Annotated in this window: 19 protein-coding genes, 4 pseudogenes and 1 other annotated feature; of the genes and pseudogenes, 15 read left to right on the top strand and 8 right to left on the bottom strand. The window is 41.7% G+C overall.

Features of this window, described 5'->3' with window-relative positions:
• The first annotated feature begins 54 nt into the window (after window positions 1-54).
• Window positions 55-1,056, top strand: coding sequence for an adenosine deaminase (locus tag ACSC9N_RS05320; protein WP_010327140.1), 1,002 nt, complete (start codon window positions 55-57; stop codon window positions 1,054-1,056).
• A 54-nt stretch (window positions 1,057-1,110) separates the two neighbouring features.
• Window positions 1,111-1,473, top strand: a complete 363-nt coding sequence (locus ACSC9N_RS05325) for a hypothetical protein (RefSeq protein ID WP_010327139.1) — start codon at window positions 1,111-1,113, stop codon at window positions 1,471-1,473.
• A 26-nt stretch (window positions 1,474-1,499) separates the two neighbouring features.
• Here ACSC9N_RS05325 and ACSC9N_RS05330 read toward each other — a convergent pair whose 3' ends face one another.
• On the bottom strand, window positions 1,500-2,054 hold the full coding sequence (locus ACSC9N_RS05330) for a cytochrome b (RefSeq protein ID WP_010327138.1): 555 nt from the start codon (window positions 2,052-2,054) through the stop codon (window positions 1,500-1,502).
• Window positions 2,055-2,290: 236 nt separating this feature from the next.
• On the opposite strand from ACSC9N_RS05330, the gene ACSC9N_RS05335 reads away from it, so the two are divergent.
• The 3 genes from ACSC9N_RS05335 (at window position 2,291) to rnhB (ending at window position 3,819) form a co-directional block, all read left to right on the top strand.
• Window positions 2,291-2,668, top strand: a complete 378-nt coding sequence (locus ACSC9N_RS05335) for a hypothetical protein (protein WP_010327137.1) — start codon at window positions 2,291-2,293, stop codon at window positions 2,666-2,668.
• A gap of 138 nt (window positions 2,669-2,806) precedes the next feature.
• Window positions 2,807-3,169 (top strand): hypothetical protein, encoded by a 363-nt coding sequence (locus ACSC9N_RS05340; RefSeq protein ID WP_010327136.1) that lies wholly within the window; start codon window positions 2,807-2,809, stop codon window positions 3,167-3,169.
• Between the two features lie 62 nt (window positions 3,170-3,231).
• Complete coding sequence (gene rnhB, locus ACSC9N_RS05345; protein WP_010327135.1) at window positions 3,232-3,819, top strand: ribonuclease HII; 588 nt, start codon at window positions 3,232-3,234, stop codon at window positions 3,817-3,819.
• A 48-nt stretch (window positions 3,820-3,867) separates the two neighbouring features.
• Here the strand turns inward: rnhB and csrA are convergent, their stop codons facing one another.
• The 3 genes from csrA to alaS form a co-directional block, all read right to left on the bottom strand.
• A complete protein-coding gene (gene csrA / locus ACSC9N_RS05350) occupies window positions 3,868-4,122 on the bottom strand; it encodes a carbon storage regulator CsrA (protein ID WP_004982340.1) in 255 nt (84 codons plus the stop codon).
• A gap of 273 nt (window positions 4,123-4,395) precedes the next feature.
• Complete coding sequence (locus ACSC9N_RS05355; protein ID WP_010327134.1) at window positions 4,396-5,676, bottom strand: aspartate kinase; 1,281 nt, start codon at window positions 5,674-5,676, stop codon at window positions 4,396-4,398.
• A gap of 66 nt (window positions 5,677-5,742) precedes the next feature.
• Window positions 5,743-8,436 (bottom strand): alanine--tRNA ligase, encoded by a 2,694-nt coding sequence (gene alaS / locus ACSC9N_RS05360; protein WP_279043043.1) that lies wholly within the window; start codon window positions 8,434-8,436, stop codon window positions 5,743-5,745.
• Window positions 8,437-8,828: 392 nt separating this feature from the next.
• Here alaS and ACSC9N_RS05365 point away from each other — a divergent pair, with 392 nt between their 5' ends.
• Both ACSC9N_RS05365 and ACSC9N_RS05370 read left to right on the top strand, forming a co-directional pair.
• Window positions 8,829-9,863, top strand: coding sequence for a type I glyceraldehyde-3-phosphate dehydrogenase (locus ACSC9N_RS05365; protein ID WP_279043041.1), 1,035 nt, complete (start codon window positions 8,829-8,831; stop codon window positions 9,861-9,863).
• Between the two features lie 113 nt (window positions 9,864-9,976).
• Entirely contained in the window at window positions 9,977-10,282 is a 306-nt protein-coding gene (locus ACSC9N_RS05370; RefSeq protein WP_126037229.1) for a hypothetical protein, read from the top strand.
• A gap of 9 nt (window positions 10,283-10,291) precedes the next feature.
• Here ACSC9N_RS05370 and ACSC9N_RS05375 read toward each other — a convergent pair whose 3' ends face one another.
• Both ACSC9N_RS05375 and ACSC9N_RS05380 read right to left on the bottom strand, forming a co-directional pair.
• Entirely contained in the window at window positions 10,292-10,591 is a 300-nt protein-coding gene (locus ACSC9N_RS05375) for an AzlD family protein (protein WP_126037227.1), read from the bottom strand.
• Window positions 10,588-11,211: pseudogene (locus ACSC9N_RS05380) on the bottom strand (AzlC family ABC transporter permease); the annotation flags it as partial. The gene ACSC9N_RS05375 and the pseudogene ACSC9N_RS05380, both read right to left, overlap by 4 nt.
• Window positions 11,212-11,255: 44 nt before the next feature.
• On the opposite strand from ACSC9N_RS05380, the pseudogene ACSC9N_RS05385 reads away from it, so the two are divergent.
• The 3 genes and pseudogenes from ACSC9N_RS05385 to ACSC9N_RS05395 form a co-directional block, all read left to right on the top strand.
• Window positions 11,256-12,013 (top strand): annotated as a pseudogene (locus ACSC9N_RS05385) (IS3 family transposase); the annotation flags it as partial.
• Window positions 11,531-11,647, top strand: a sequence feature (AL1L pseudoknot). Its footprint overlaps the pseudogene before it by 117 nt.
• Window positions 12,014-12,517: 504 nt before the next feature.
• Window positions 12,518-13,759 (top strand): group II intron reverse transcriptase/maturase, encoded by a 1,242-nt coding sequence (gene ltrA / locus ACSC9N_RS05390; protein ID WP_439036120.1) that lies wholly within the window; start codon window positions 12,518-12,520, stop codon window positions 13,757-13,759.
• A 97-nt stretch (window positions 13,760-13,856) separates the two neighbouring features.
• Window positions 13,857-14,324: pseudogene (locus ACSC9N_RS05395) on the top strand (IS3 family transposase); the annotation flags it as partial.
• A 39-nt stretch (window positions 14,325-14,363) separates the two neighbouring features.
• Here ACSC9N_RS05395 and ACSC9N_RS05400 read toward each other — a convergent pair.
• A pseudogene (locus ACSC9N_RS05400) lies at window positions 14,364-14,495 on the bottom strand (AzlC family ABC transporter permease); the annotation flags it as partial.
• A gap of 164 nt (window positions 14,496-14,659) precedes the next feature.
• On the opposite strand from ACSC9N_RS05400, the gene ACSC9N_RS05405 reads away from it, so the two are divergent.
• Window positions 14,660-15,115, top strand: coding sequence for an Lrp/AsnC family transcriptional regulator (locus tag ACSC9N_RS05405; RefSeq protein ID WP_126037223.1), 456 nt, complete (start codon window positions 14,660-14,662; stop codon window positions 15,113-15,115).
• Between the two features lie 87 nt (window positions 15,116-15,202).
• Here the strand turns inward: ACSC9N_RS05405 and ACSC9N_RS05410 are convergent, their stop codons facing one another.
• Window positions 15,203-15,715, bottom strand: a complete 513-nt coding sequence (locus tag ACSC9N_RS05410) for a hypothetical protein (protein ID WP_279043036.1) — start codon at window positions 15,713-15,715, stop codon at window positions 15,203-15,205.
• A 429-nt stretch (window positions 15,716-16,144) separates the two neighbouring features.
• Between ACSC9N_RS05410 and ACSC9N_RS05415 the strand changes: the two genes are divergently transcribed.
• From ACSC9N_RS05415 to ACSC9N_RS05430, 4 genes are all read left to right on the top strand, one after another.
• A complete protein-coding gene (locus ACSC9N_RS05415; RefSeq protein ID WP_062033757.1) occupies window positions 16,145-17,311 on the top strand; it encodes an ATP phosphoribosyltransferase regulatory subunit in 1,167 nt (388 codons plus the stop codon).
• A gap of 69 nt (window positions 17,312-17,380) precedes the next feature.
• Window positions 17,381-18,700: an adenylosuccinate synthase gene (locus ACSC9N_RS05420; protein WP_004696178.1), complete on the top strand. Its 1,320-nt coding sequence runs from the start codon at window positions 17,381-17,383 to the stop codon at window positions 18,698-18,700.
• 201 nt (window positions 18,701-18,901) lie between these two features.
• Window positions 18,902-19,207 carry a hypothetical protein gene (locus ACSC9N_RS05425; protein WP_004696180.1) on the top strand — a complete coding sequence of 102 codons (306 nt, stop codon included), beginning with the start codon at window positions 18,902-18,904 and terminating at the stop codon, window positions 19,205-19,207.
• Between the two features lie 184 nt (window positions 19,208-19,391).
• On the top strand, window positions 19,392-20,165 hold the full coding sequence (locus ACSC9N_RS05430) for a M48 family metallopeptidase (protein WP_004982314.1): 774 nt from the start codon (window positions 19,392-19,394) through the stop codon (window positions 20,163-20,165).
• The last annotated feature ends 124 nt before the right edge of the window (window positions 20,166-20,289 follow it).

Raw genomic sequence — 20,289 nt, forward strand, 5'->3', positions numbered from 1 at the left:
GATAAGGGTGTAAACTCAGTTTACGCCCTTTTTTATTTTTAAAGAGGAAAAGATATGAGTCAATTGGAGCTCATTCGTGCTTTACCAAAAGCTGAATTGCATGTGCATATTGAAGGGACATTTGAGCCAGAACTCATGTTTGCAATCGCACAGCGTAATCAAATAGACATTCCTTATATGTCGGTTGAAGAAGTGAAACAGGCTTATAATTTTCACAATCTACAATCATTTTTAGACATTTATTATGCAGGTGCAAATGTACTGATTCATGAGCAAGACTTTTATGACTTGGCTTGGGCATACTTTGAAAAATGTGCCGAAGATCGTGTAGTGCATACCGAAATGTTCTTTGATCCACAAACGCATACTGACCGCGGTATTGCTTTTGAAACAGTGATTAATGGTCTGCAACGCGCATGTGATGATGCCAAGGCAAAATTTGGCATTAGTTCGCATTTGATTATGTGTTTCTTGCGTCATTTAAGTGAAGAAGCAGCCCTTGAAACTTTAGCACAGGCATTGCCGTATAAAGATCAAATCATTGGTGTAGGCTTGGACTCAAGCGAAGTTGGGCATCCTCCTTCAAAGTTTGAACGTGTCTTTGCTAAAGCACGTGAAGCAGGCTTTTTAGTGGTTGCGCATGCGGGTGAAGAAGGTCCAGCAGAATATGTGTGGGAAGCTTTAGATTTGCTTAAAGTGAATCGTATTGACCACGGTGTGCGTTCTGAAGAAGATCCTGTATTAATGCAGCGTTTGATCGCAGAGAAAATGCCACTGACCGTTTGTCCGCTCAGTAACTTAAAGTTATGTGTCGTTGACGATATGGCACAGCACAATATCCGCCGTTTGTTGCAACAAGGTGTGCAAGTAACAGTAAATTCAGACGATCCATCGTACTTTGGTGGTTATATGAATGATAACTTTATTGCCATTACAGATGCGTTAGACTTAACAGCAGCTGAGCTAAAACAATTGGCGTTGAACTCTTTTGAAGCGTCGTTTATTTCGGCAGAAGAGAAGCAAAAATGGGCGGCTGAAATTGTAGCCATTGCTTAATCTAATGTCCTTTTAAAGACAGAGTTCGCTCTGTCTTTTTTATGTGAGGTCGATATGAAAAAAATCATTGCATTGCTTGTGGTTATTTTTGTGCTCTTTGCAGTTTATTTGCTCAAAACGGATATTGGGTTAACGCAAAAACTACTAAAGCCAGTGGTGGTGTATCAGTGCGGTGTCGAGCTTGAAGCGACAAGGCTGTGGAAAGTCAGTACAGCATTGCTTGGTGAAGAGAAAAAGAATCAGCTCCAAACGCAAATCTGTGGTTGCGTGGGTGAAAATGCGTTAAAGGATATTCCAGCAATAACTTTGTTGCGCGCAGTGGTTGATGAACAAGTCAAAAAACAGGTGGTCCAACAGGGTGTGTTGAATACGCTGAAAGGATGTGTGGTGGATGAAGTCCTAAAAGCAACAGATTGATGCTTTTAGGCTAATTCAACTTGGTCTTACTTTGCTTGTTTGGTCATGCTATTTAACACATTATCTTTATCAATAAAGTGGTGTTTCAGTGCTGCTGCAATATGACCCACTAACAGCAATCCTGCAGCCCATGAAATCCAGATATGTAAAGGTTTTACGATTGCGAGTAATTCAGGGGTGTCTTGTACTAAACGGGGAATTTCAAAAAGGTACAATACAGGCGCAGGGTGCCCAGCACTCCAGCTAAATAAACAGCCAGTAATTGGCAAAGCCAACAAAATGAAATATAAAGCCAAATGACCGAGGTGTGCCATTTTTTGCATGAACGGTGACATACTGTCTGGAAGTTTGGGTGCAGGGTGGGTATAGCGCCAAAAGATACGAATCACCACCAGAAAAATAATCGTGGTTGCAATGTTCTTATGTAAGGTAATGACATCCCCTTTAAAGCTACCATCAGCATCATAGCTGAGGAAGTTTCCGCTATAAAAACCAATCAGCCAAGCAGCAATAAAGATAATTGCCATGAGCCAATGCAGGATTTGAGCAGTACGCGTGTAATGGGTATTTGCCAAGTTCATTAGATTCACATCCATTTTTATGTTGCGCTATTTTATAGAGCTATAGATATGTCAAAAATGTAGTAGATGCAACATAGCGTTGATATTCTGCAACGCTGCACAGACCAATGGCGCATGACTGATCTAAAACTGTGTAATAAGCGAAAGATATTAAAATGGTATGGAAATAGTGTTTCCGTAAATAGCAAAGATTCGGCAAAATACGCGCACTTTAACTGTTATAAATGGATATATCCGTGAAAAAAATGATTGCAGTGCTTGCTCCTTTGGCTTTGATCCTTTCGGCTTGTACAACGACTGATATGGCAACGACCAATACGACGACCACCACGCAACAACTGGGTACAGCAGCGCTTAAAATTGCCATTAATGCAAAATGTACGACTGAGTTGAATAATCTACCAGCATGGAAAACAGCAACCAAATTTATGACGGCTGACCAAAAAACCGATATTCAAACCGAAATTTGTGGTTGTGTCAGTGAGAAAGCCCCACAAAATATTACGGCTGTCGACCTGGCAACAGCGGCCATTGACCCTGCGGCGCGTACAACTATTATTAGCAATGCTGTGACGAAAACTATCAATGCATGTGTGGCTGAAGCGGTGAATTAAGTTGTGATATATCAAAGAAGTGGGGGACATGCTTCGCTTCTTTGCGGTTTTTTTGTACTTTTTGGTGTTTATCTTTTATATTGATGTGAATAATAACAATTTAAGCCTGATTTCTTTTACAACAAAGGGTGTATCTGTATGAAAAATGATAAGTTAATTCTCTGTTTGTTTGGCTCGCTTATGCTTTCCGCGTGTGTGTCGAATCCTTTATCTAGCTCAGATGATGATGGAATCTCGGCTATTAAAATGGCCTCACATGCAAAATGTATGGATGAAATCGAAACTAATCCGACATGGATCATGGGCAGTAAGCTGTTATCAGAAGACCAAAAACAAAAGAAAAAACGTGAAGTATGTAACTGTGTAGGTGATAACTCTCCCAAAGTATTGTCTAAAGAGCAGTTGGCTTTGGCGGCAATTGATCCCAAAGCAAAGGCAACCTATGGTACTTTAGCCGCAACAAAAACAACAGCCACATGCGCCTCCGAAATGCTAAACTAAGCCGAATAAATTGTTAAATTTTTAGAATGGCTGTTATCAGCCATTTTTTATGAGAGTAGAAAATGCAAATTGCAGGTGCAGATGAGGCAGGGCGCGGCCCTTTGGTGGGTTCAGTGGTCGCTGCTGCGGTAATTCTAGACCCCAATAACCCAATACAAGGGTTGAATGATTCCAAAAAATTGACTGAAAAAAAACGTGAAAAACTTTTTGTCGAAATTCAGGAAAAAGCATTAGCATGGGCGATTGCTGAGGCGAGTGCTGCTGAAATTGATGAGATCAACATTTTACAAGCATCTTTGCTTGCGATGCGCCGCGCGGTTGAACAGCTTGCAATACAGCCTGAACATGTCTTGGTTGATGGTAATAAAATTCCACAAGGCTTGAGTATGAGCTGTGAGGCAATTGTGGGCGGGGATGCTTTACATGCTGAAATCTCAGCGGCGAGTATTTTGGCCAAAGTGACACGTGACCATCAAATGATTGAGATGGACCGAAAATATCCTCAGTTTGGTTTTGCCAAACACAAAGGTTATCCAACCAAAGCGCATTTTGAGGCGATTGCTGAACATGGGGTCATTGACGAGCATCGTCGTAGTTTTGGGCCTGTAAAGAAAGTAATTGAGGCATTTGAGCAAAAAGAGACTGTATAAAAATTTAAAGCGGCCAATCGGGCCGCTTTATATCTGAATGTTTCAATCTTAACGATTGAAATTATTCTGCTGTGCACCTTCATCTTCAAATGCAGGCTGGTAGTCCTGATCAAGATGTTGAAGATGTTCATGCATTGCACGTTCATGCTGAATGCGTTGATAAATCTCTTCACGATGTACAGATACTTCTTTGGGAGCATTGACACCAATACGAACTTGGTTGCCTTTGACACCAAGTACAGTAACACTTACTTGATCCCCAATCATTAATGTTTCACCGACGCGTCGGGTCAAAATCAGCATGTTTATCTCCTTGCAAAACGCTAAACCTGCAGTTGTACTAAAGTAAAATACATAATTTTTTGTATTTAAAAAAATTTAAACAAATGTTTAATACAACCGCATGACACTTGAATTTTTAGATATCTAGTGACATTAGGTATAACATTCATCTAAATTTAAGAAAGCCTCGGGCTTAATATAACAGAGCCACTATAGAAAAAACTATAGTGGCCCCTGATTTTTGTAGTCTTTTGCAAAAACTGTCAGACAATGACAAGTTTTTCGCAAGATTGCTTAAGCACGTGCGCTTGATTCACCATGTTCACGGTCTAAACCGAAAGCAGTGTGTAAAGAACGTACAGCAAGTTCTAAGTAGTTTTCTTCAATAATCACAGAAATTTTGATTTCTGAAGTTGAGATCATCAAAATGTTGATGCCTTCATCAGCCAAGGCAGTAAACATTTTACTTGCAACACCTGCATGTGAGCGCATACCTACACCTACGATTGAGACTTTAACAATGTCGTCACGTGTAGCAACTTCGCGCGCACCAATAGCTTGAGCAGTTTCTTGAAGAATTTTTGTTGCTTTTGCAAGTTCGCCACGGTTTACCGTGAAAGTGAAGTCAGTTGTACCATCTTCTTCAACATTTTGGATAATCATATCCACTTCAATGTTGGCATTACCAATAGGCGATAAAATTTTAGATGCAATACCTGGTTCATCAGGAACACCTAGAATCGTAAGTTTAGCTTCGTCACGGTTAAATGCGATACCAGAGATAATTGGTTGTTCCATGTTGTCTTCCGCCTCAGTGGTGATTAGTGTTCCGACGTTCTTTTTAAAGTCTTCGTCGAATGCGCCATCATCGTCATTATCAAAACTTGATAATACGCGTAAAGGCACTTGGTATTTTCCTGCAAATTCAACCGAACGAATTTGTAGAACTTTAGAACCAAGTGATGCCATTTCCAGCATTTCTTCAAATGAAATACGGTCTACTTTTTTCGCTTTTGGTGCAACGCGTGGGTCAGTGGTATAAACGCCATCTACATCTGTATAGATTTGGCATTCATCTGCTTTTAATGCTGCAGCAAGTGCTACACCAGAAGTATCTGAACCGCCACGGCCGAGGGTGGTGGTGTTACCATCGGCATCGAAGCCTTGGAAACCAGCAACCACGATCACACGACCAGCATCTAAATGCGCAGTCATGGTGTCAGTATCAATCGACTCGATACGTGCTTTGGTAAACGCATTGTCTGTTTTGATACCGACTTGGCGACCCGTAAGTGACTTAGCTTCAACGCCAATAGAATTGAGCGCCATTGCTAACATTGAAATCGTTACCTGTTCACCCGTAGAAACCATTTGGTCTAATTCTCGTGGGTCAGGGGTTTCGGTAATGGCTTTCGCTAAAGCAAGTAGACGATTGGTTTCGCCACTCATTGCTGATACAACCACTACAACCTTGTGGCCGTGGTCATGCCAACGCTTTACACGACGAGCAACATTTAAAATGCGCTCTGGAGTACCCATAGAGGTACCGCCATATTTTTGAACGATTAATGCCATAGTTGTTCCATATAAACCATGACCCTGAATGCATCATTCAGGGTCAGTTACACAAAAGGTGAAGTTTTATTTCGCTTCAAGCCAAGCAGTTAAATCTGCCATCACTGTTGCAAACTTCTCGTTTAGTGGCGCGCCACCTTGTGCTAAGTCAGGTTTGCCACCACCTTTACCACCAAGCTCAGTTGCTAGATGTTTGATGATGTCACCTGCTTTAATAGAAGCAGTAAAGTCTTTTGCTACAGATGCAATCAGGCTAACTTTGTCACCTTCAACACCAGCAAGTACGATGACTGCATTTTCTAATTTTGATTTCACACCGTCATGTAGGTTACGAAGTGATTTCGCATCCATGTTTTGAACAGTCGTGATCAGCGTTTGACGACCCGCAAGCGTTTGAACTTGGCTAAGAAGTTCAGCAGCTTGGAAGCTGGCAAGTTTTTGATTGAGTTGCTCAATCTGTTTTTGCAAGCTTGATGCTGTGTCGACTAAGGCTTCAACTTTTTCTAAAGTTTGGTCTTTTTGAGCTTTCAATAAACCATTGATGGTGTTGATATCACGGTCAGCTTTTTGAGCAACTTCAATGGCTTTGGTACCTGTTACCGCTTCAATACGACGCACACCTGCAGCTACACCACCTTCAGAAGTGATTTTGAACAAGCCGATGTCGCCCGTGCGTTTAACGTGAATACCACCACACAGCTCAATTGAGAAGTTCTTTTCTTCAATGATTGAACCCATTGAAAGTACACGAACTTCATCGCCATATTTTTCACCGAACAACATCATCGCGCCTTTTGCTTTCGCAGATTCGATGTCTAAAAGCTCAGTAGAAACTGCAGTGTTGGCAATTACTTCAGCGTTTACAAGACGTTCAATTTCTTGAAGCTGTTCAAATGACACAGGTTGATCGTTGGCAAAGTCAAAACGTAAGATGTCTGACGCAACCAATGAGCCTTTTTGTTGTACGTGTTCGCCTAAAATTTGACGTAGTGCAGCATGCAAAAGGTGAGTTGCAGAGTGGTTGCGTGCAGTTGCAGCGCGGATGTCTGCTTTGACTGTTGCTTCAACATTTTGAGCAACCTTAATGCTACCTACAGTAACAATCCCTTGGTGGACAAAAGCACCGCCCGATTTCTTGGTGTCTTGGACTTCAAAAATACCCGTGTCGTTTTTGAAAATACCCGTGTCACCAATTTGACCGCCGCTTTCTGCATAGAACGGAGTTTGGTTCAGTACGATGAGGGCTTCGTCACCTTCAACCACTTCATCAACTTGTTCTCCATCTTTGTAGATTGCGATAATTTGACCTTCGCCAACCGTTGCATCATAGCCATCAAACTGAGTTTCGCCTTCAACTTTAACAACAGAGTTGTAGTCAATCGCGAATTTACCTGCATCACGTGCACGTTGACGTTGCGCAGCCATTTCAACTTCAAAGCCTGCTTCATCAATGGTTAAATCACGTTCACGTGCGATGTCAGCAGTCAGGTCAGTTGGGAAACCGTAAGTATCATACAGTTTAAACACCACTTCACCTGGAATCACTGAACCTTTCAGTTGAGCCAATTCACCTTCAAGCAATTTCAAACCTTGCTCTAGAGTTTTAGCAAATTGTTCTTCTTCTTTCAGCAATTGCGCTTCAATACGTACTTTCTGTGCTTCAAGTTCTGGGTAAGCTTGACCCATCACTTCAATTAAAGGTTGCAACATTTTATGGAAGAATGAACCTGTTGCACCTAGCTTGTTACCATGACGAACTGCACGACGGATAATACGACGTAGTACATAACCACGACCTTCATTGGATGGGTTTACACCATCAGCAATCAGGAATGAACATGAACGTGCGTGATCCGCAACCACTTTAAGTGATGCAGGATATTGAACTGGTGTACCTTTTTCGCGAGCTTCTGCTTCAAGTGCAGCGGTATCTAAACCAATAATTTCAGCGGCTGCTTTGAGTAAGTGTTGGAACAGGTCAATTTCGTAATTTGAGTTAACATGTTGTAAAACAGCAGAAATACGCTCTAAGCCCATACCTGTATCAACAGAAGGCGCCGGAAGAGGGTGTAATACGCCATCCGCAGTACGGTTAAACTGCATGAAAACGTTGTTCCAAATTTCAATGAAACGGTCGCCGTCTTCTTCAGGTGTGCCTGGTAAGCCACCCCAAATATGGTCGCCATGGTCAAAGAAGATTTCAGAACATGGACCACAAGGACCTGTATCACCCATTGCCCAGAAGTTATCTGATGCGTATTGACCACCTTTGTTGTCGCCAATACGAATAATACGGCTAGCATCTAAACCAATTTCTTTGTTCCAGATGTCAAATGCTTCGTCGTCAGTGTGGTAAACCGTTGCGTAGAGTTTGTCTTTAGGCAGTGCTAACCAAGCTTCACCAGTGAGGAAATCCCATGCAAATTTGATCGCATCACGTTTGAAGTAGTCGCCAAATGAGAAGTTACCTAACATTTCAAAGAAGGTATGGTGACGTGCGGTATAACCGACATTGTCTAAGTCGTTGTGTTTACCACCTGCGCGGACACATTTTTGTGAAGACACTGCACGTACATAATCACGTTTTTCTAGGCCTAAGAAACAATCTTTAAATTGGTTCATACCCGCGTTGGTAAACAACAAAGTAGGGTCGTTGGCGGGAACTAGAGAACTCGACGCGACACGTGTATGCCCTTGCGATTCAAAGTAGCTTAAAAAAGCTTCGCGAATTTCAGCTGATGTCATAAAACGAGTACTCACAACCAAGTCACTCCATAATTTCGATTTGGCTAATAGTAGCTGAAGAAAGTCTTATTCTAAATACGCTGACTTCAGATACTGGCTTAAAAATTTTAAAACGCCAAATTATAACGGAAAAAGGATGTTGCACCAATCACTTTAAGGCGAATTGATGACATTTCTATGTATTCGATAGTTCTAAGATTTTGCTTGTTATTGTTGGATATTTATATCATTTCGTGGAAATGAGTTGATTAGTGCGAGGTGGTCAGGCCGGTCAATTTATCACTTAAGGGTTCATATTCATCATCTTCACTGATGGATGATAGAAAAAGAAAGCTTAACCAAATCTGTATAAATCCATTAATATAAGCCTGCTTTATCTTTCATCATTTTATACATAAGGGCAAGTCATGCAACGAGTGGCGATAAATGGATTTGGTCGAATCGGACGTAATGTACTTCGCGCTTGGTTTGAAAATCCAAAGAACTTTCAGTTTGAAATCGTCGCGGTAAATGATGTAGCAGATGTAGAAACCTTATTGCATTTATTTAAATATGACACCACGCATGGGCGCTTTCCCGGAAAAGTCGATTTAAGTTATGAAAATGAAAGGATTTATTTACATCTTTCTAAAGATCAATCGCAGCTCAAGGTTGAAGTATTGTGTCAGGCAAACCCGCAGAATTTACCTTGGTCAAGTCTCCATGTAGACGTGGTTCTAGAGTGCACAGGTTTATTTCGCTCGCGTGAAGCAGCAACAGGGCATATCAGTGCCGGTGCAAAGCGGGTCATTATCGGTGCGGCACCTTTTGACTCGGTTGATGCCGCAATTGTGTATGGGGTGAATCACCATGAGGTCAAAGTCAGTGACCAAATCATTTCCAGTGTGTCATGTACTACGCAGGCCTTAGTGCCTTTGGTTAAAATCATTGATGATGCTTTTGGGATTGATACTGCACTCATGACGGAAATTCATGCAGTGACTGCCGATCAGTCTGTATTGGATCATGCGCATCGTGATTTAAGACGTGCTCGTGCTTCAGGTCAAAACATTATCCCAACGACATCGTCTGCTTTAGGTGCTTTAAAACAAGTCATGCCGAAAATGGCCGATCGTATCGATGGTTATTCGATTCGTGTGCCAACGATTAATGTGGCGGCAATTGATTTAACTTTTATTTCGCAAACACCAATTACCGACCATAAAATTAATGAAGTACTGATTCAGGCGGCGAAGTCAGACTACCGTGAAATTATGGATGTGACGGATGAACCTTTGGTGTCTTCAGATTTTAATCATTCACCCTATTCACTTATTGTTGATTTAACGCAAACCATGGTGGTGGGGCATCAAGCTAAAGTCTTTGCGTGGTATGACAATGAGTGGGGCTATGCAAACCGCTTATTAGATTTGTGTGAATCTTTTAGTGCGTCAACTACCTAAAGGTTTTTATTTTTAAGCATCTTTTACTCTGAAAACAAGATGATAGGCATAGACCGAATACAGACTTGTGGTTATCATGAATTTATAAACGAAAATAATGTAGAGCGGTGCTTATGTTGATCTTAATTTGGGGATTTATTTTGTTGTTGGCGGTCGCTGTCATTTTTTTAATTTGGTTTCAATTTAAAAATCAGGCAGATAAAACCGATCCAAGCGTAGAGCAAAATCAGCTGCAAGAAAAAGTACATCATCTTGAAGAAAATTTAAAAAAGACCTTGGAAATTATGCAAGATCTTGCAAAAAAAATGCATGTGCAACAGGAAGTGATCGAACAGACTACGTCTAAGTTGCAAAAAGTTGAGTTACAAAACGCTGAATTGGTGAATATTCTCGCTAAAGCTGTACAGCCTGAACGCTAAAAATTCAGTTTAGATGAGCACGGTACGTAATAATGCCGCGCTCAGCATACTAATCACAACGGTTGGTAAAAGTGAAAAGCGTGAAGCTGCAATCAATGTGATGGCAATGGCGAGTAGATCTGCGACATTGTCTTTGACAAAATAAGGTGCAATTACTGAAATAAGTACGCAGCCTGGAACAACTTCCAAAATCTTTCGTTGTTTGTTGCTTAAAGCTTTATTTTTCAGCAAAACATAGCCCAATATACGCGTCAGATAAGTGGTTGCTGCGACCAATAAAATTGCGCCAAGTGTAGTGCTGTGGATCATAGCTCATCCTCCTGAATAAATAAGAAGGCAGAGGCGATGCCACAGATTGCCCCAATAGGCACATACCAACCCGTCGGTAAATATAAATAAGCAATGGCCGCACTGATTAGACTGATAAGCCAAGGGCGTGCGGCGCTAAAGCCTTTCCACATACCACGCAGTAAAACCAAAAATACTGCAGCAAAGGCCATATTAAATCCATAACGGTGAACATCGCCTAGCAAAGGACCAAGAATGGCACCTAAGCTGGTAAAACTGACCCACATCAAGTACAGAGCAAAACAGATGCCTGCGTAGTAGGGCATGCTAAAGGCCTGTTGTAGCCCAAATCTTTTCTTCTTTTCTGCATCGGCAAGAGCTGCGGCCCAACTTTCATCACACATGAAAAACAGGGCAGGGAAAACCTGTCGATTAGGCAAATGGCGTAAATAGGGCACGAGACTTGCACCCATGAGCAAATGACGGCTATTGACTAAAAAAGTAATGAAAATTAAAACGAGAAAATTTGGTGGATTGGTCCAGACCTCGAGCACGGCAAACTCGGAACCGCCCGCAAAGTTTAGGCCAGTAAATAATGGAACTTCTAAATGGCTAAAGCCTTTTTGAGTGGCTTGTGAACCGTACCGGGTTTGTCGGAGAGTCAATATTCTGAGAGACTACCCCGATGACAAAATTAAAATATACCCCTGAAATCAGAGAAAGAGCGGTTCAATTATTGATTGAATCTGAAAAAGATTATCCTTCTACTTGGGCTGCAATCACAGCAATTGCGCCTAAGATTGGTTGTACTCCTGAAACACTTCGTGCCTGGCATCAAAAGCATTTAGATCAGCAAAATCCTATTAGAGTACAACAGATATCTGATCAAGAAAAAATGAAGCAAATGGAACGTGAAATTAAAGAATTAAAGCGTGCCAATGAAATTCTACGTAAAGCAGCCGCTTTTTTCGCCCAGGCGGAGCTCGACCGCCCACACAAATAATGGTGGATTTCATCCATAACAATAAAGACTTATATGGTGTTGATGCGATTTGTAGAATTTTACCGATCGCACCTTCAACCTATTACCGGACTCTAGATCTCTGCGATGAGAAGCATTGCTTCGCAAGGGAACATCGAGCAAAGCGAGATTTACATGACTTGCATCATGCTGAGGAGATTAAACGAATTTGGAAGGAAAGTTCAGGTCGATATGGTGTACGTAAAGTCTGGCAAAAATTAAAACGTGAAGGCTATATTATTGCACGCTGTACTGTTGCTCGATTAATGAAAAAACTAGGTATACAAGGTGTTTGGCGAGGTAAGAACAAACAAACCACCCGTAGCCGAGATGACCAAAAACGAGCACCTGACTTGGTGAAACGGAATTTTAGAGCTGATCAGCCTAATCACTTGTGGGTTGCTGACTTTAGTGTGCCGCAGCAAGCGGCGTAAGAGATGAGGGTATGGCCCCTCGCTATCGGCTTGCAGGAGCAGGTAGCAAACCACCATAAGCGGCTTGGATCAAAAGTCCCGGTCGTGAGCGTTATGGAAAAGGCATCGTAGAGATGTCAGGTAAGAATTAGGAAGGCGAACAACAGTGAACTGCCGTTCAAGTGTCGAAAGTACTCAAATGACATCAAAACCGGGGATGGAAGTTACCCCGCGATTAGTTTGGCCGTTACCTGCTTACGGGCCATTCGGTGTCCGGCGTAGAGGCAGCGCGATCCTAATTCAGGCTCTTACGTTGAACTGCGGGAACCTTCGGTGGCGATGTCAAGCGAAAGGCACAAGCTCAAAAGGCAAGGCTGATAATAGCAATGCGTCACCAAGGGGCGGAGCAACTCGTAGTAGTGTTGAAGTTACTGTAATGGTAATGGAGCGAAGGGGTTGCATTATCCAGGTCTACGGATTTGTCAACTGTGCAAGCAGGAGGAGCAAAACTTTATGACCAAACCATTTAACATTCCTAAAGCGTTAATCTGGGAGGCATTTAAAAAAGTCAAAGAGAATGGTGGCGCTCCAGGCGTTGATCATGAATCTATTGAGCAATTCGAAAAGCATTTAAAGAACAACCTATACAAACTATGGAATCGACTTTGTTCTGGCAGTTATTTTCCACCGCCAGTTAAGGCTGTTCCGATTCCAAAGAAGTCAGGTGGCGTGCGTATACTAGGTATTCCAACAGTTGCAGATCGAGTCGCGCAAACAGCAGTTAAGCTCTTATTAGAGCCGAAAATTGATACATTATTTCATCCAAACTCATATGGATATCGTCCGGGGCGTTCTGCCCATGATGCAATTGCGATAGTGAGGAGACGAAGTTGGGATTATGACTGGGTTGTGGAATTTGATATCAAAGGTCTCTTTGATAACATCGACCATGATTTACTCATGCGTGCACTCAAGAAACACTGTGAAATTCCATGGATTCTTTTATATGTGCAACGTTGGTTAAAAGCACCAATGCAACACATAAATGGCCATCTTTTAGAAAGGAATCGCGGCACACCACAAGGTGGTGTTGTGAGTCCTTTATTGGCGAATTTATTTATGCATTATGCTTTTGATATGTGGATTACGAAACATCTTCAAAGTGTACGGTTCTGCCGTTATGCAGATGATGGCGTAATTCATTGTCGGAGTTTATCTCAAGCCAAACTTGTTTTACAAAAGATCGATGCACGATTTCGTGAATGTGGTCTCGAATTGCATCCAGACAAGACAAAGATTGTTTATTGCCAAGATATTAATCGTCGTAAAGCATATCCCGATGTTCAATTTACTTTTCTCGGGTACACGTTTAGGCCCCGTAAGGCTGTGGACAAGTATAAAAGAGTTTATGTAAATTTCTCTCCTGCAGTCAGTCGTGATGCACTTAAAGCAATGCGACAGACTATTCGGAAATGGCATCTACATCTGATGTGTAATCGCGAATTAAGTGATTTATCTGCAATATTCAATCCAATTCTTCAAGGTTGGCAGCAATACTATGGTCGATTCCATGGTTCAGCAATGTCAGCGATCTGGCAACACATGAATGCTTATCTTATACGCTGGATGAGGCGTAAGTATAAAAACTTGGCCCGTCATAAAAGACGGGCTAGATATGCCTTAGGGCGACTTGCGCGTGATTTTCCAAATGCCTTTGTGCACTGGAAAATGGGATGTTTACCATCGGTTGGATAATGGGAGCCGGATGAGCTGAGAGGTTCATGTCCGGTTCTGCGAGGGGCTAAGGGTGAAATTCCCTTGGTCTACTCACCCCTATATTCAAACAAATTAAGGCTGGGTCTATACCGCCTTTATTATTGATGTGTTCTCACGAGCAATTGTTGGATGGAAAGTATCTACACGGATGAATACAGATATGGTGCTCGATGCACTTGAGCAAGCATTGCACGATCGAGGCATGCCAAAGAATGTGATTCATCATTCCGACAGAGGTGTGCAATATCTTTCCATTCGCTATACCAATCGTTTAGAAGCAGCAAATTTACGAGCATCAGTCGGTACGACTGGTGATTCATACGATAATGCTCTGGCTGAAACGGTGAATGGCTTATACAAAACAGAGGTGATTGAATATTTAAAAGCAGATTGGCAAGGTTTAGCAGATGTACAACTTGCGACACTAAACTGGGTAGATTGGTTCAATAAAAAGCGTGTACACAGTGCACTGGGTTATGTATCGCCTTTTGAGTTTGAAGCAATGTACTATGATAAGATTAACCCGTTAGGTCAGGTGGCCTAACTTAAATAAAAAAATCTCCGACAAACCCGGTACGGTTCATTGTGTTCCTAGGACCAAAGCAAAAGGAATAATGCCCAGCAGCATGGGGATAGATGTTTTAATACCACGTTTAAACTCGACGTAATCTGTAGAGTCATTGAGTTCTTGAGTCGTATTTCTAAGGGAGAACATTTTAAATCGCCTATGCGTGCTAGGTTTTGGTGCAGTAGGTGAATAAGTTTAGGCTTTTTCCGAAGATATTTTTTGCTTTATTTAGCTTAATATAGGGCTTGTTTGGAATAATATGCTGTAATTGGTTAAATATGAGCAAAATTATGCTTTAGGAGGTGAAATTTATGGATCAAACCGATAAACGTATATTGCAAGTGCTACAAGTTGATGGAAAACTTCAAAATAATGAGTTGGCTCAGCGTATCGGACTGTCTGCCTCACCGTGTTTAAGGCGAGTAAAACAGCTAGAAGAAGACGGGATTATTCGGGCTTATGTGGCTTTGGTTGATCCTGCTAAGGTGAATCTGCGTTTGACCGTGTTTGCACGCATTTGGCTAAAAAGTCAGGATCCGCAAACTGTGAACCAATTTGTTGAATCGATTCGTGAAGTTTCTGAAGTGGTCGAGTGTCATTTAATGGCAGGGGATTGTGATTTCTTTTTACGTATTGTGGTTGCAGACTTAGACGCCTATCGACAGTTTCAAATCCATCGCTTGAATAAAATCCCCAATATACAAAGTATTAAAACAGAAATTCCTTTGCAAAATATCAAACAAACCACAGAACTGCCGATTTGGTAGCTCAAAAGTTGATAACAAAATCGCCCGTGAATGTGACAGCATGACTCAAAGTGATAGACTTGCACTCTAGTCATGCTGCTTAGGATGTTATGACTCTTCGTTTAAAAAGCCTTCTTTAATTTCTTTAGGTAGATCTGCGTGCCACCATGCATAAATACTGGCTTTAATTTCTTCATCTTCTTCAGGATCATTTAGGGGTTCATCATCTTCACGAACCAGTTCATCACCTTCAAATTTGAACCAAAACTCCCAAGGATCATCATCACCGCAACCCCATGCTTGCGCATGGATGTCTGGAAGCAAGGCTTTCAGGAAGAACAAAATCGCTTCCATGAACTCATCACCTGATGAACCATGGACAAAGTGTGCGATGGAATAACCCGCGAGGGAGTATAGCGATTCAGGACCTAAGTCAAACTCGATATTATCGACGGTATTTAAAATATCTTCGGCCAGTTCAGCGCCATGGTCTGGATTAATGTCACAGACTAAAGCTGTAAATTGACTCGCATCGCCGCGATGTTCTTGAAATAATCGGTCTAATTTTGACATGATTTGAGCATCTGGATGCTTGTAATATAAGTTGCTGTGCATTTCCATCGAATTTTCCCCAAGTAAAAACGGTGTGATTAAAAGTGTTATCTGTATAACGCCGTTGTATTTATTGTTGCTGTTAAATTGAGCTGAAGTATAAAATAATGTGTCTTTTGTGCAAGCATAGGTATAATTGGAAATAAAAGATAAAACAAAGTCTTATATGAATTTTTCCAATCTGTACAGAGCACTAGGATGAGTTAATATTATTTATTCTGATACTTGGGCATTGTCTAAAGCCATGTTTTGAATGACTCGCTCAAAATCGGTAAGAATTTATAAAGTTGTTAACGATGACATCGAAACGATAAATTAAATTTTCCGAAATTGTCTAATGCACAGCACATTGTATCGTGATAGACTAAGAGAAATCGGGTGTGCCCCGATTTTTTTATGCGGATTCGTTCCGCGCAGACAAGATTTTAGGTTTACAACATGCCCATTTCAGAGACATGGTTATTACCTGATGGTGTAGCTGATGTACTACCAGAACAGGCGCAAGTGATTGAAACTTTGCGTCGTCAAGCATTAGATTTCCTCGCAACTCGAGGTTATCAGTTGGTGTACACGCCATTCATTGAATACATCGAATCGTTATCTTCTCTTTCAGAATCGAATCAAGATTTAGACTTAGCCACTTTTAAAGTGATTGATCAGCTTTCTGGTCGTTTGCTTGGTGTACGTGCAGATATGACACCACAAGTGGCTCGTATTGATGCGCATGTACATCCAGTTGAAGGCGTTGCTCGTTATTGCTATGCAGGAACAGTCCTACATACCAAACCACAAGGCTTTAATACCACGCGTACACCTTTGCAGTTAGGTGCTGAGCTATTCGGTTCAGACAGCATCGATGCCGATGTTGAACTGATTGATGTGATGATCAGCCTGCTTGAAAAAACAGGTTTTGCAGACGGTATCCATTTGGATTTAGGCCATGTGGGCTTATTTCGTAGTATGGTGAAGGTTGCAGGTTTAAACAAAGCGACTGAACGTCAACTCTCTGATTTATACCAACGTAAAGCTCTACCAGAATTGGCAGAATTTACCCAAGATTTAAACTTTGGTGCTGACTTTTATACTTTAGGTCGTTATGCCAGTGACTTAGATGCCTTGCAAACGCATTTAAGTGCAGAAGTTATTGCCGATGCAGAATTTAAGCACGCTTTTGATGCATTAAAAACCACACAATCTGAGATTCAAGCACGTTGGCCAAATCTTCAGATGGGTATTGATGTGGTTGAGCTACGTTCGTATCACTACCATACGGGCTTAATGTATGCTGTTTATGCACCAAACCGTGCTGCGCCATTGGCACAAGGTGGACGCTATGACGGAATTGGTGAGCACTTTGGGCGTGCACGCCCAGCAACAGGCTTTAGTTGTGACTTATATGCACTTAGTGCAGGTCGTTTTCAGCAAAACAGTCTTGTGGTTGCACCCAAAGGTACCCAAACAGATTTGATCCAAGCGATTGAACACACGCGTGCTCAAGGCATGAGTGTGATTCAACTTTTGGGGCAGGATGATTTAACTACGCTTCCATATGCAACGCACCAGTTGGTGAATGTTGCAGGTCAATGGACTGTAGAACAAATTTAATCACTTCTTCAGGTAAGTTAAAACCTGAGAAGTTCTTCAATTTTAACAGCATGATGCAATGAGGCTATTATGGGCAAGAATGTTGTGGTACTCGGTACCCAATGGGGCGACGAAGGTAAAGGTAAAATCGTCGACCTGCTCACAGATCAAGCGGCTGCGGTCGTTCGTTATCAAGGCGGACATAACGCAGGTCATACACTTGTCGTTGGTGGTAAGAAAACTGTATTACACCTCATTCCATCTGGTATTTTACGTGAAAACGTACTGTGCTTAATTGGTAATGGTGTGGTGCTTTCTCCTGAGGCGCTCATCAAAGAGATGGACATTCTTGAAAAAGAAGGTGTGCCAGTTAAAGAACGTCTACGTATTTCTCCGAACTGTCCACTGATTTTGCCAAACCATATTGCACTTGACCAAGCGCGTGAAATCAAGCGCGGTAATGCGAAAATTGGTACCACTGGTCGTGGTATTGGCCCTGCGTATGAAGACAAAGTCGCACGCCGTGCAATTCGTGTTGCAGACTTGGTTCGTGGTGGCGAGCATCTTAAAGCTCAATTAACTGAACTTCTTGAATATCATAACTTCCAATTAACACAATTTTACGGCGTAGAAGCAGTTAAATTAGAAGATGTACTTGCGCTGTGTGATCAATGGCGTGAAGTGGTTGCACCACTTGTGATTGATGTCACTACAGAGCTGCATAATTACCGTAAAAACGGTGATAACATCATGTTTGAAGGTGCTCAAGGTTCACTTCTAGATGTTGACCATGGTACATATCCGTATGTAACGTCTTCAAACACGACTGCTGGTGGCGTAAGCTCAGGTTCTGGTTTGGGTCCATTACATCTTGACTATGTCTTGGGTATTACCAAAGCGTATACAACACGTGTAGGTGCAGGTCCGTTCCCAACTGAGTTGGTTTATGACGCTGCAAATGACGTAGGTGATGCTATTGGTAAGCATTTAGGGACTGTAGGTTCTGAATTTGGCGCTTCTACGGGTCGTCAACGTCGTTGTGGTTGGTTCGATGCTGAAATCCTTCGTCGTTCTGTAGATGTAAACTCACTTTCAGGTATTTGCTTAACTAAACTTGACGTTCTTGATGGTTTAGAAGAAGTGAAAATCTGTGTAGGTTACGAAGCTGCTGATTCTGGTTGTGTTGGTTCTTCTGATGCGCTTGCATTTGAAACTTTAAAACCAATTTACGAAACGATGCCAGGTTGGTCTGAGTCTACCTTTGGTGCGAAATCAATGGATCAATTGCCACAAGCAGCGATCAACTATGTAAAGCGCATTGAACAATTAATCGAATGCCCAATCGATATCATTTCTACAGGTCCAGACCGTGAAGAAACGATTGTTTTACGTCATCCATTTGACGCTTAAGCGATAAAGCATTGAGTGAAAACCCTGCCTCGTACAGGGTTTTTTTTATTTGTGCGATAGATCTGTACATGAGCTTGACAGATATTGATTTAAGCTACTGAGCTGGAATGATTTTCCCGACTAAAGTTGCATGAATAAGCACGACATAATGTATACGTGCTTGATAGAATAAAATGCACAATAAACAGATGAGCAGGCAGGATGCAAAAGAATATCGCGGGAACTATTTTTTACTCACTACTTTTTGCTATGGGTGGTGCGCCAACAATCGCGATGATGATTATTCAAGGGCAAACCACCGATCCAGACGTGATTTATAGTGCGCTCATTGGATTGTCTGTGATTATTGCTTGTATCTTGGTGCCAATCATATTGCTCCAAAATGCATTTCTGTTTGCGAAGCGTAAAAGTGCGACCCTTGAGGAAAAAATTGAACCTTTAAGCCATCTTTATTTGGGTTTAAATATCCTGTGTTTGGTTTATTGGCTTTTGATTCAGTTTATGTAAGTGGGTTTAAGGGGGCGGAGATATCGCTCTAGCGCGGAAATTTGGCTTATTGTGCTTAATTGTGAAGATATTTTTACATAATTGCTATGATAAAACGTGGTGATGATATTTAACACTTTAAATCTATTTAATATAATTCAGCACATTATGTAAAATGCTTTGAGATGGATGGAGTTAAGCAATAATGAAAAATAAAATATTAATGAGTTTGTGTGCAGCGAGTGTGGTTACAATTTCAGGTTGTGCAACTTTTGCGGAAGTGGCAGGTGCAGATACTGCAACATTAAATGCAGCAGCAACCCAAGGCTTCAACAAAACAGTGAATGAAGCACGAAGCACAAAGACCTTAGATACCTCATCAACAACGTATAAGCGTATTTATGGTGTATTCAATCGCTTGAAGCCATATGCTGATCAAATGAATCAAACTGGAACGAAATTTGACTGGCAGTTGGCAGTACTTAAGTCAAATCAGGTCAACGCCTATGTTGCACCTGGTGGTAAGGTGGTGTTCTACACAGGTATTGTAGATAAATTGAACCTAACTGATGCTGAAATTGCAGCGGTGATGGGACATGAAATGGTGCATGCTTTAGAAGAGCACTCAAAGAGTAAGGTTGGTGCGCAGGCATTAACGGATTTGGCTTTGGGGATTGGTCTAAGTGCGGCAGGTGTAGGTCAAACGGGTTCAGCAGCAGCGCAGTTAGGTAGTCAAATTGGTATTGGTTTGCCTTACTCACGTAGCCTAGAAAGTCGTGCAGACCAAGGTGGTTTAATGTTGATGGCTAAAGCAGGCTATAACCCTCAAGCCGCAATTAGTCTGTGGGAAAAAATGAATAAGCTCGATGGAGCAGGCGGTTCTTCATTCCTGTCGACTCACCCGTCAAACAGCCAACGTATTGAAGCAATGCGTAAGAACTTAGCCGCTGCTCAAGCGGTTTATAATCAAAGACGTTAATTTATTTTGAATAAAAAAGGACGCAAAGGCGTCCTTTTTTAATGTCATCTTATGATTTTGAAAATCATAAATGATTTGTGACAGGTGAAGTCGTGTTTCACCTGAACAGCTAACTAAGAAATAT

Origin of the sequence: Acinetobacter sp. PC34, assembly GCF_051789135.1 — a bacterium.
Lineage (GTDB): Bacteria > Pseudomonadota > Gammaproteobacteria > Pseudomonadales > Moraxellaceae > Acinetobacter > Acinetobacter johnsonii.

Coding starts and splice junctions, on each gene's coding strand:
- ACSC9N_RS05320 (WP_010327140.1), top strand. CDS start 55: ATGAGTCAATTGGAGCTCATTCGTGCTTTACCAAAAGCTGAATTGCAT.
- ACSC9N_RS05325 (WP_010327139.1), top strand. CDS start 1,111: ATGAAAAAAATCATTGCATTGCTTGTGGTTATTTTTGTGCTCTTTGCA.
- ACSC9N_RS05330 (WP_010327138.1), bottom strand. CDS start 2,054: ATGAACTTGGCAAATACCCATTACACGCGTACTGCTCAAATCCTGCAT.
- ACSC9N_RS05340 (WP_010327136.1), top strand. CDS start 2,807: ATGAAAAATGATAAGTTAATTCTCTGTTTGTTTGGCTCGCTTATGCTT.
- rnhB (WP_010327135.1), top strand. CDS start 3,232: ATGCAAATTGCAGGTGCAGATGAGGCAGGGCGCGGCCCTTTGGTGGGT.
- csrA (WP_004982340.1), bottom strand. CDS start 4,122: ATGCTGATTTTGACCCGACGCGTCGGTGAAACATTAATGATTGGGGAT.
- ACSC9N_RS05355 (WP_010327134.1), bottom strand. CDS start 5,676: ATGGCATTAATCGTTCAAAAATATGGCGGTACCTCTATGGGTACTCCA.
- ACSC9N_RS05365 (WP_279043041.1), top strand. CDS start 8,829: ATGCAACGAGTGGCGATAAATGGATTTGGTCGAATCGGACGTAATGTA.
- ACSC9N_RS05370 (WP_126037229.1), top strand. CDS start 9,977: ATGTTGATCTTAATTTGGGGATTTATTTTGTTGTTGGCGGTCGCTGTC.
- ACSC9N_RS05375 (WP_126037227.1), bottom strand. CDS start 10,591: ATGATCCACAGCACTACACTTGGCGCAATTTTATTGGTCGCAGCAACC.
- ltrA (WP_439036120.1), top strand. CDS start 12,518: ATGACCAAACCATTTAACATTCCTAAAGCGTTAATCTGGGAGGCATTT.
- ACSC9N_RS05405 (WP_126037223.1), top strand. CDS start 14,660: ATGGATCAAACCGATAAACGTATATTGCAAGTGCTACAAGTTGATGGA.
- ACSC9N_RS05410 (WP_279043036.1), bottom strand. CDS start 15,715: ATGGAAATGCACAGCAACTTATATTACAAGCATCCAGATGCTCAAATC.
- ACSC9N_RS05415 (WP_062033757.1), top strand. CDS start 16,145: ATGCCCATTTCAGAGACATGGTTATTACCTGATGGTGTAGCTGATGTA.
- ACSC9N_RS05420 (WP_004696178.1), top strand. CDS start 17,381: ATGGGCAAGAATGTTGTGGTACTCGGTACCCAATGGGGCGACGAAGGT.
- ACSC9N_RS05425 (WP_004696180.1), top strand. CDS start 18,902: ATGCAAAAGAATATCGCGGGAACTATTTTTTACTCACTACTTTTTGCT.
- ACSC9N_RS05430 (WP_004982314.1), top strand. CDS start 19,392: ATGAAAAATAAAATATTAATGAGTTTGTGTGCAGCGAGTGTGGTTACA.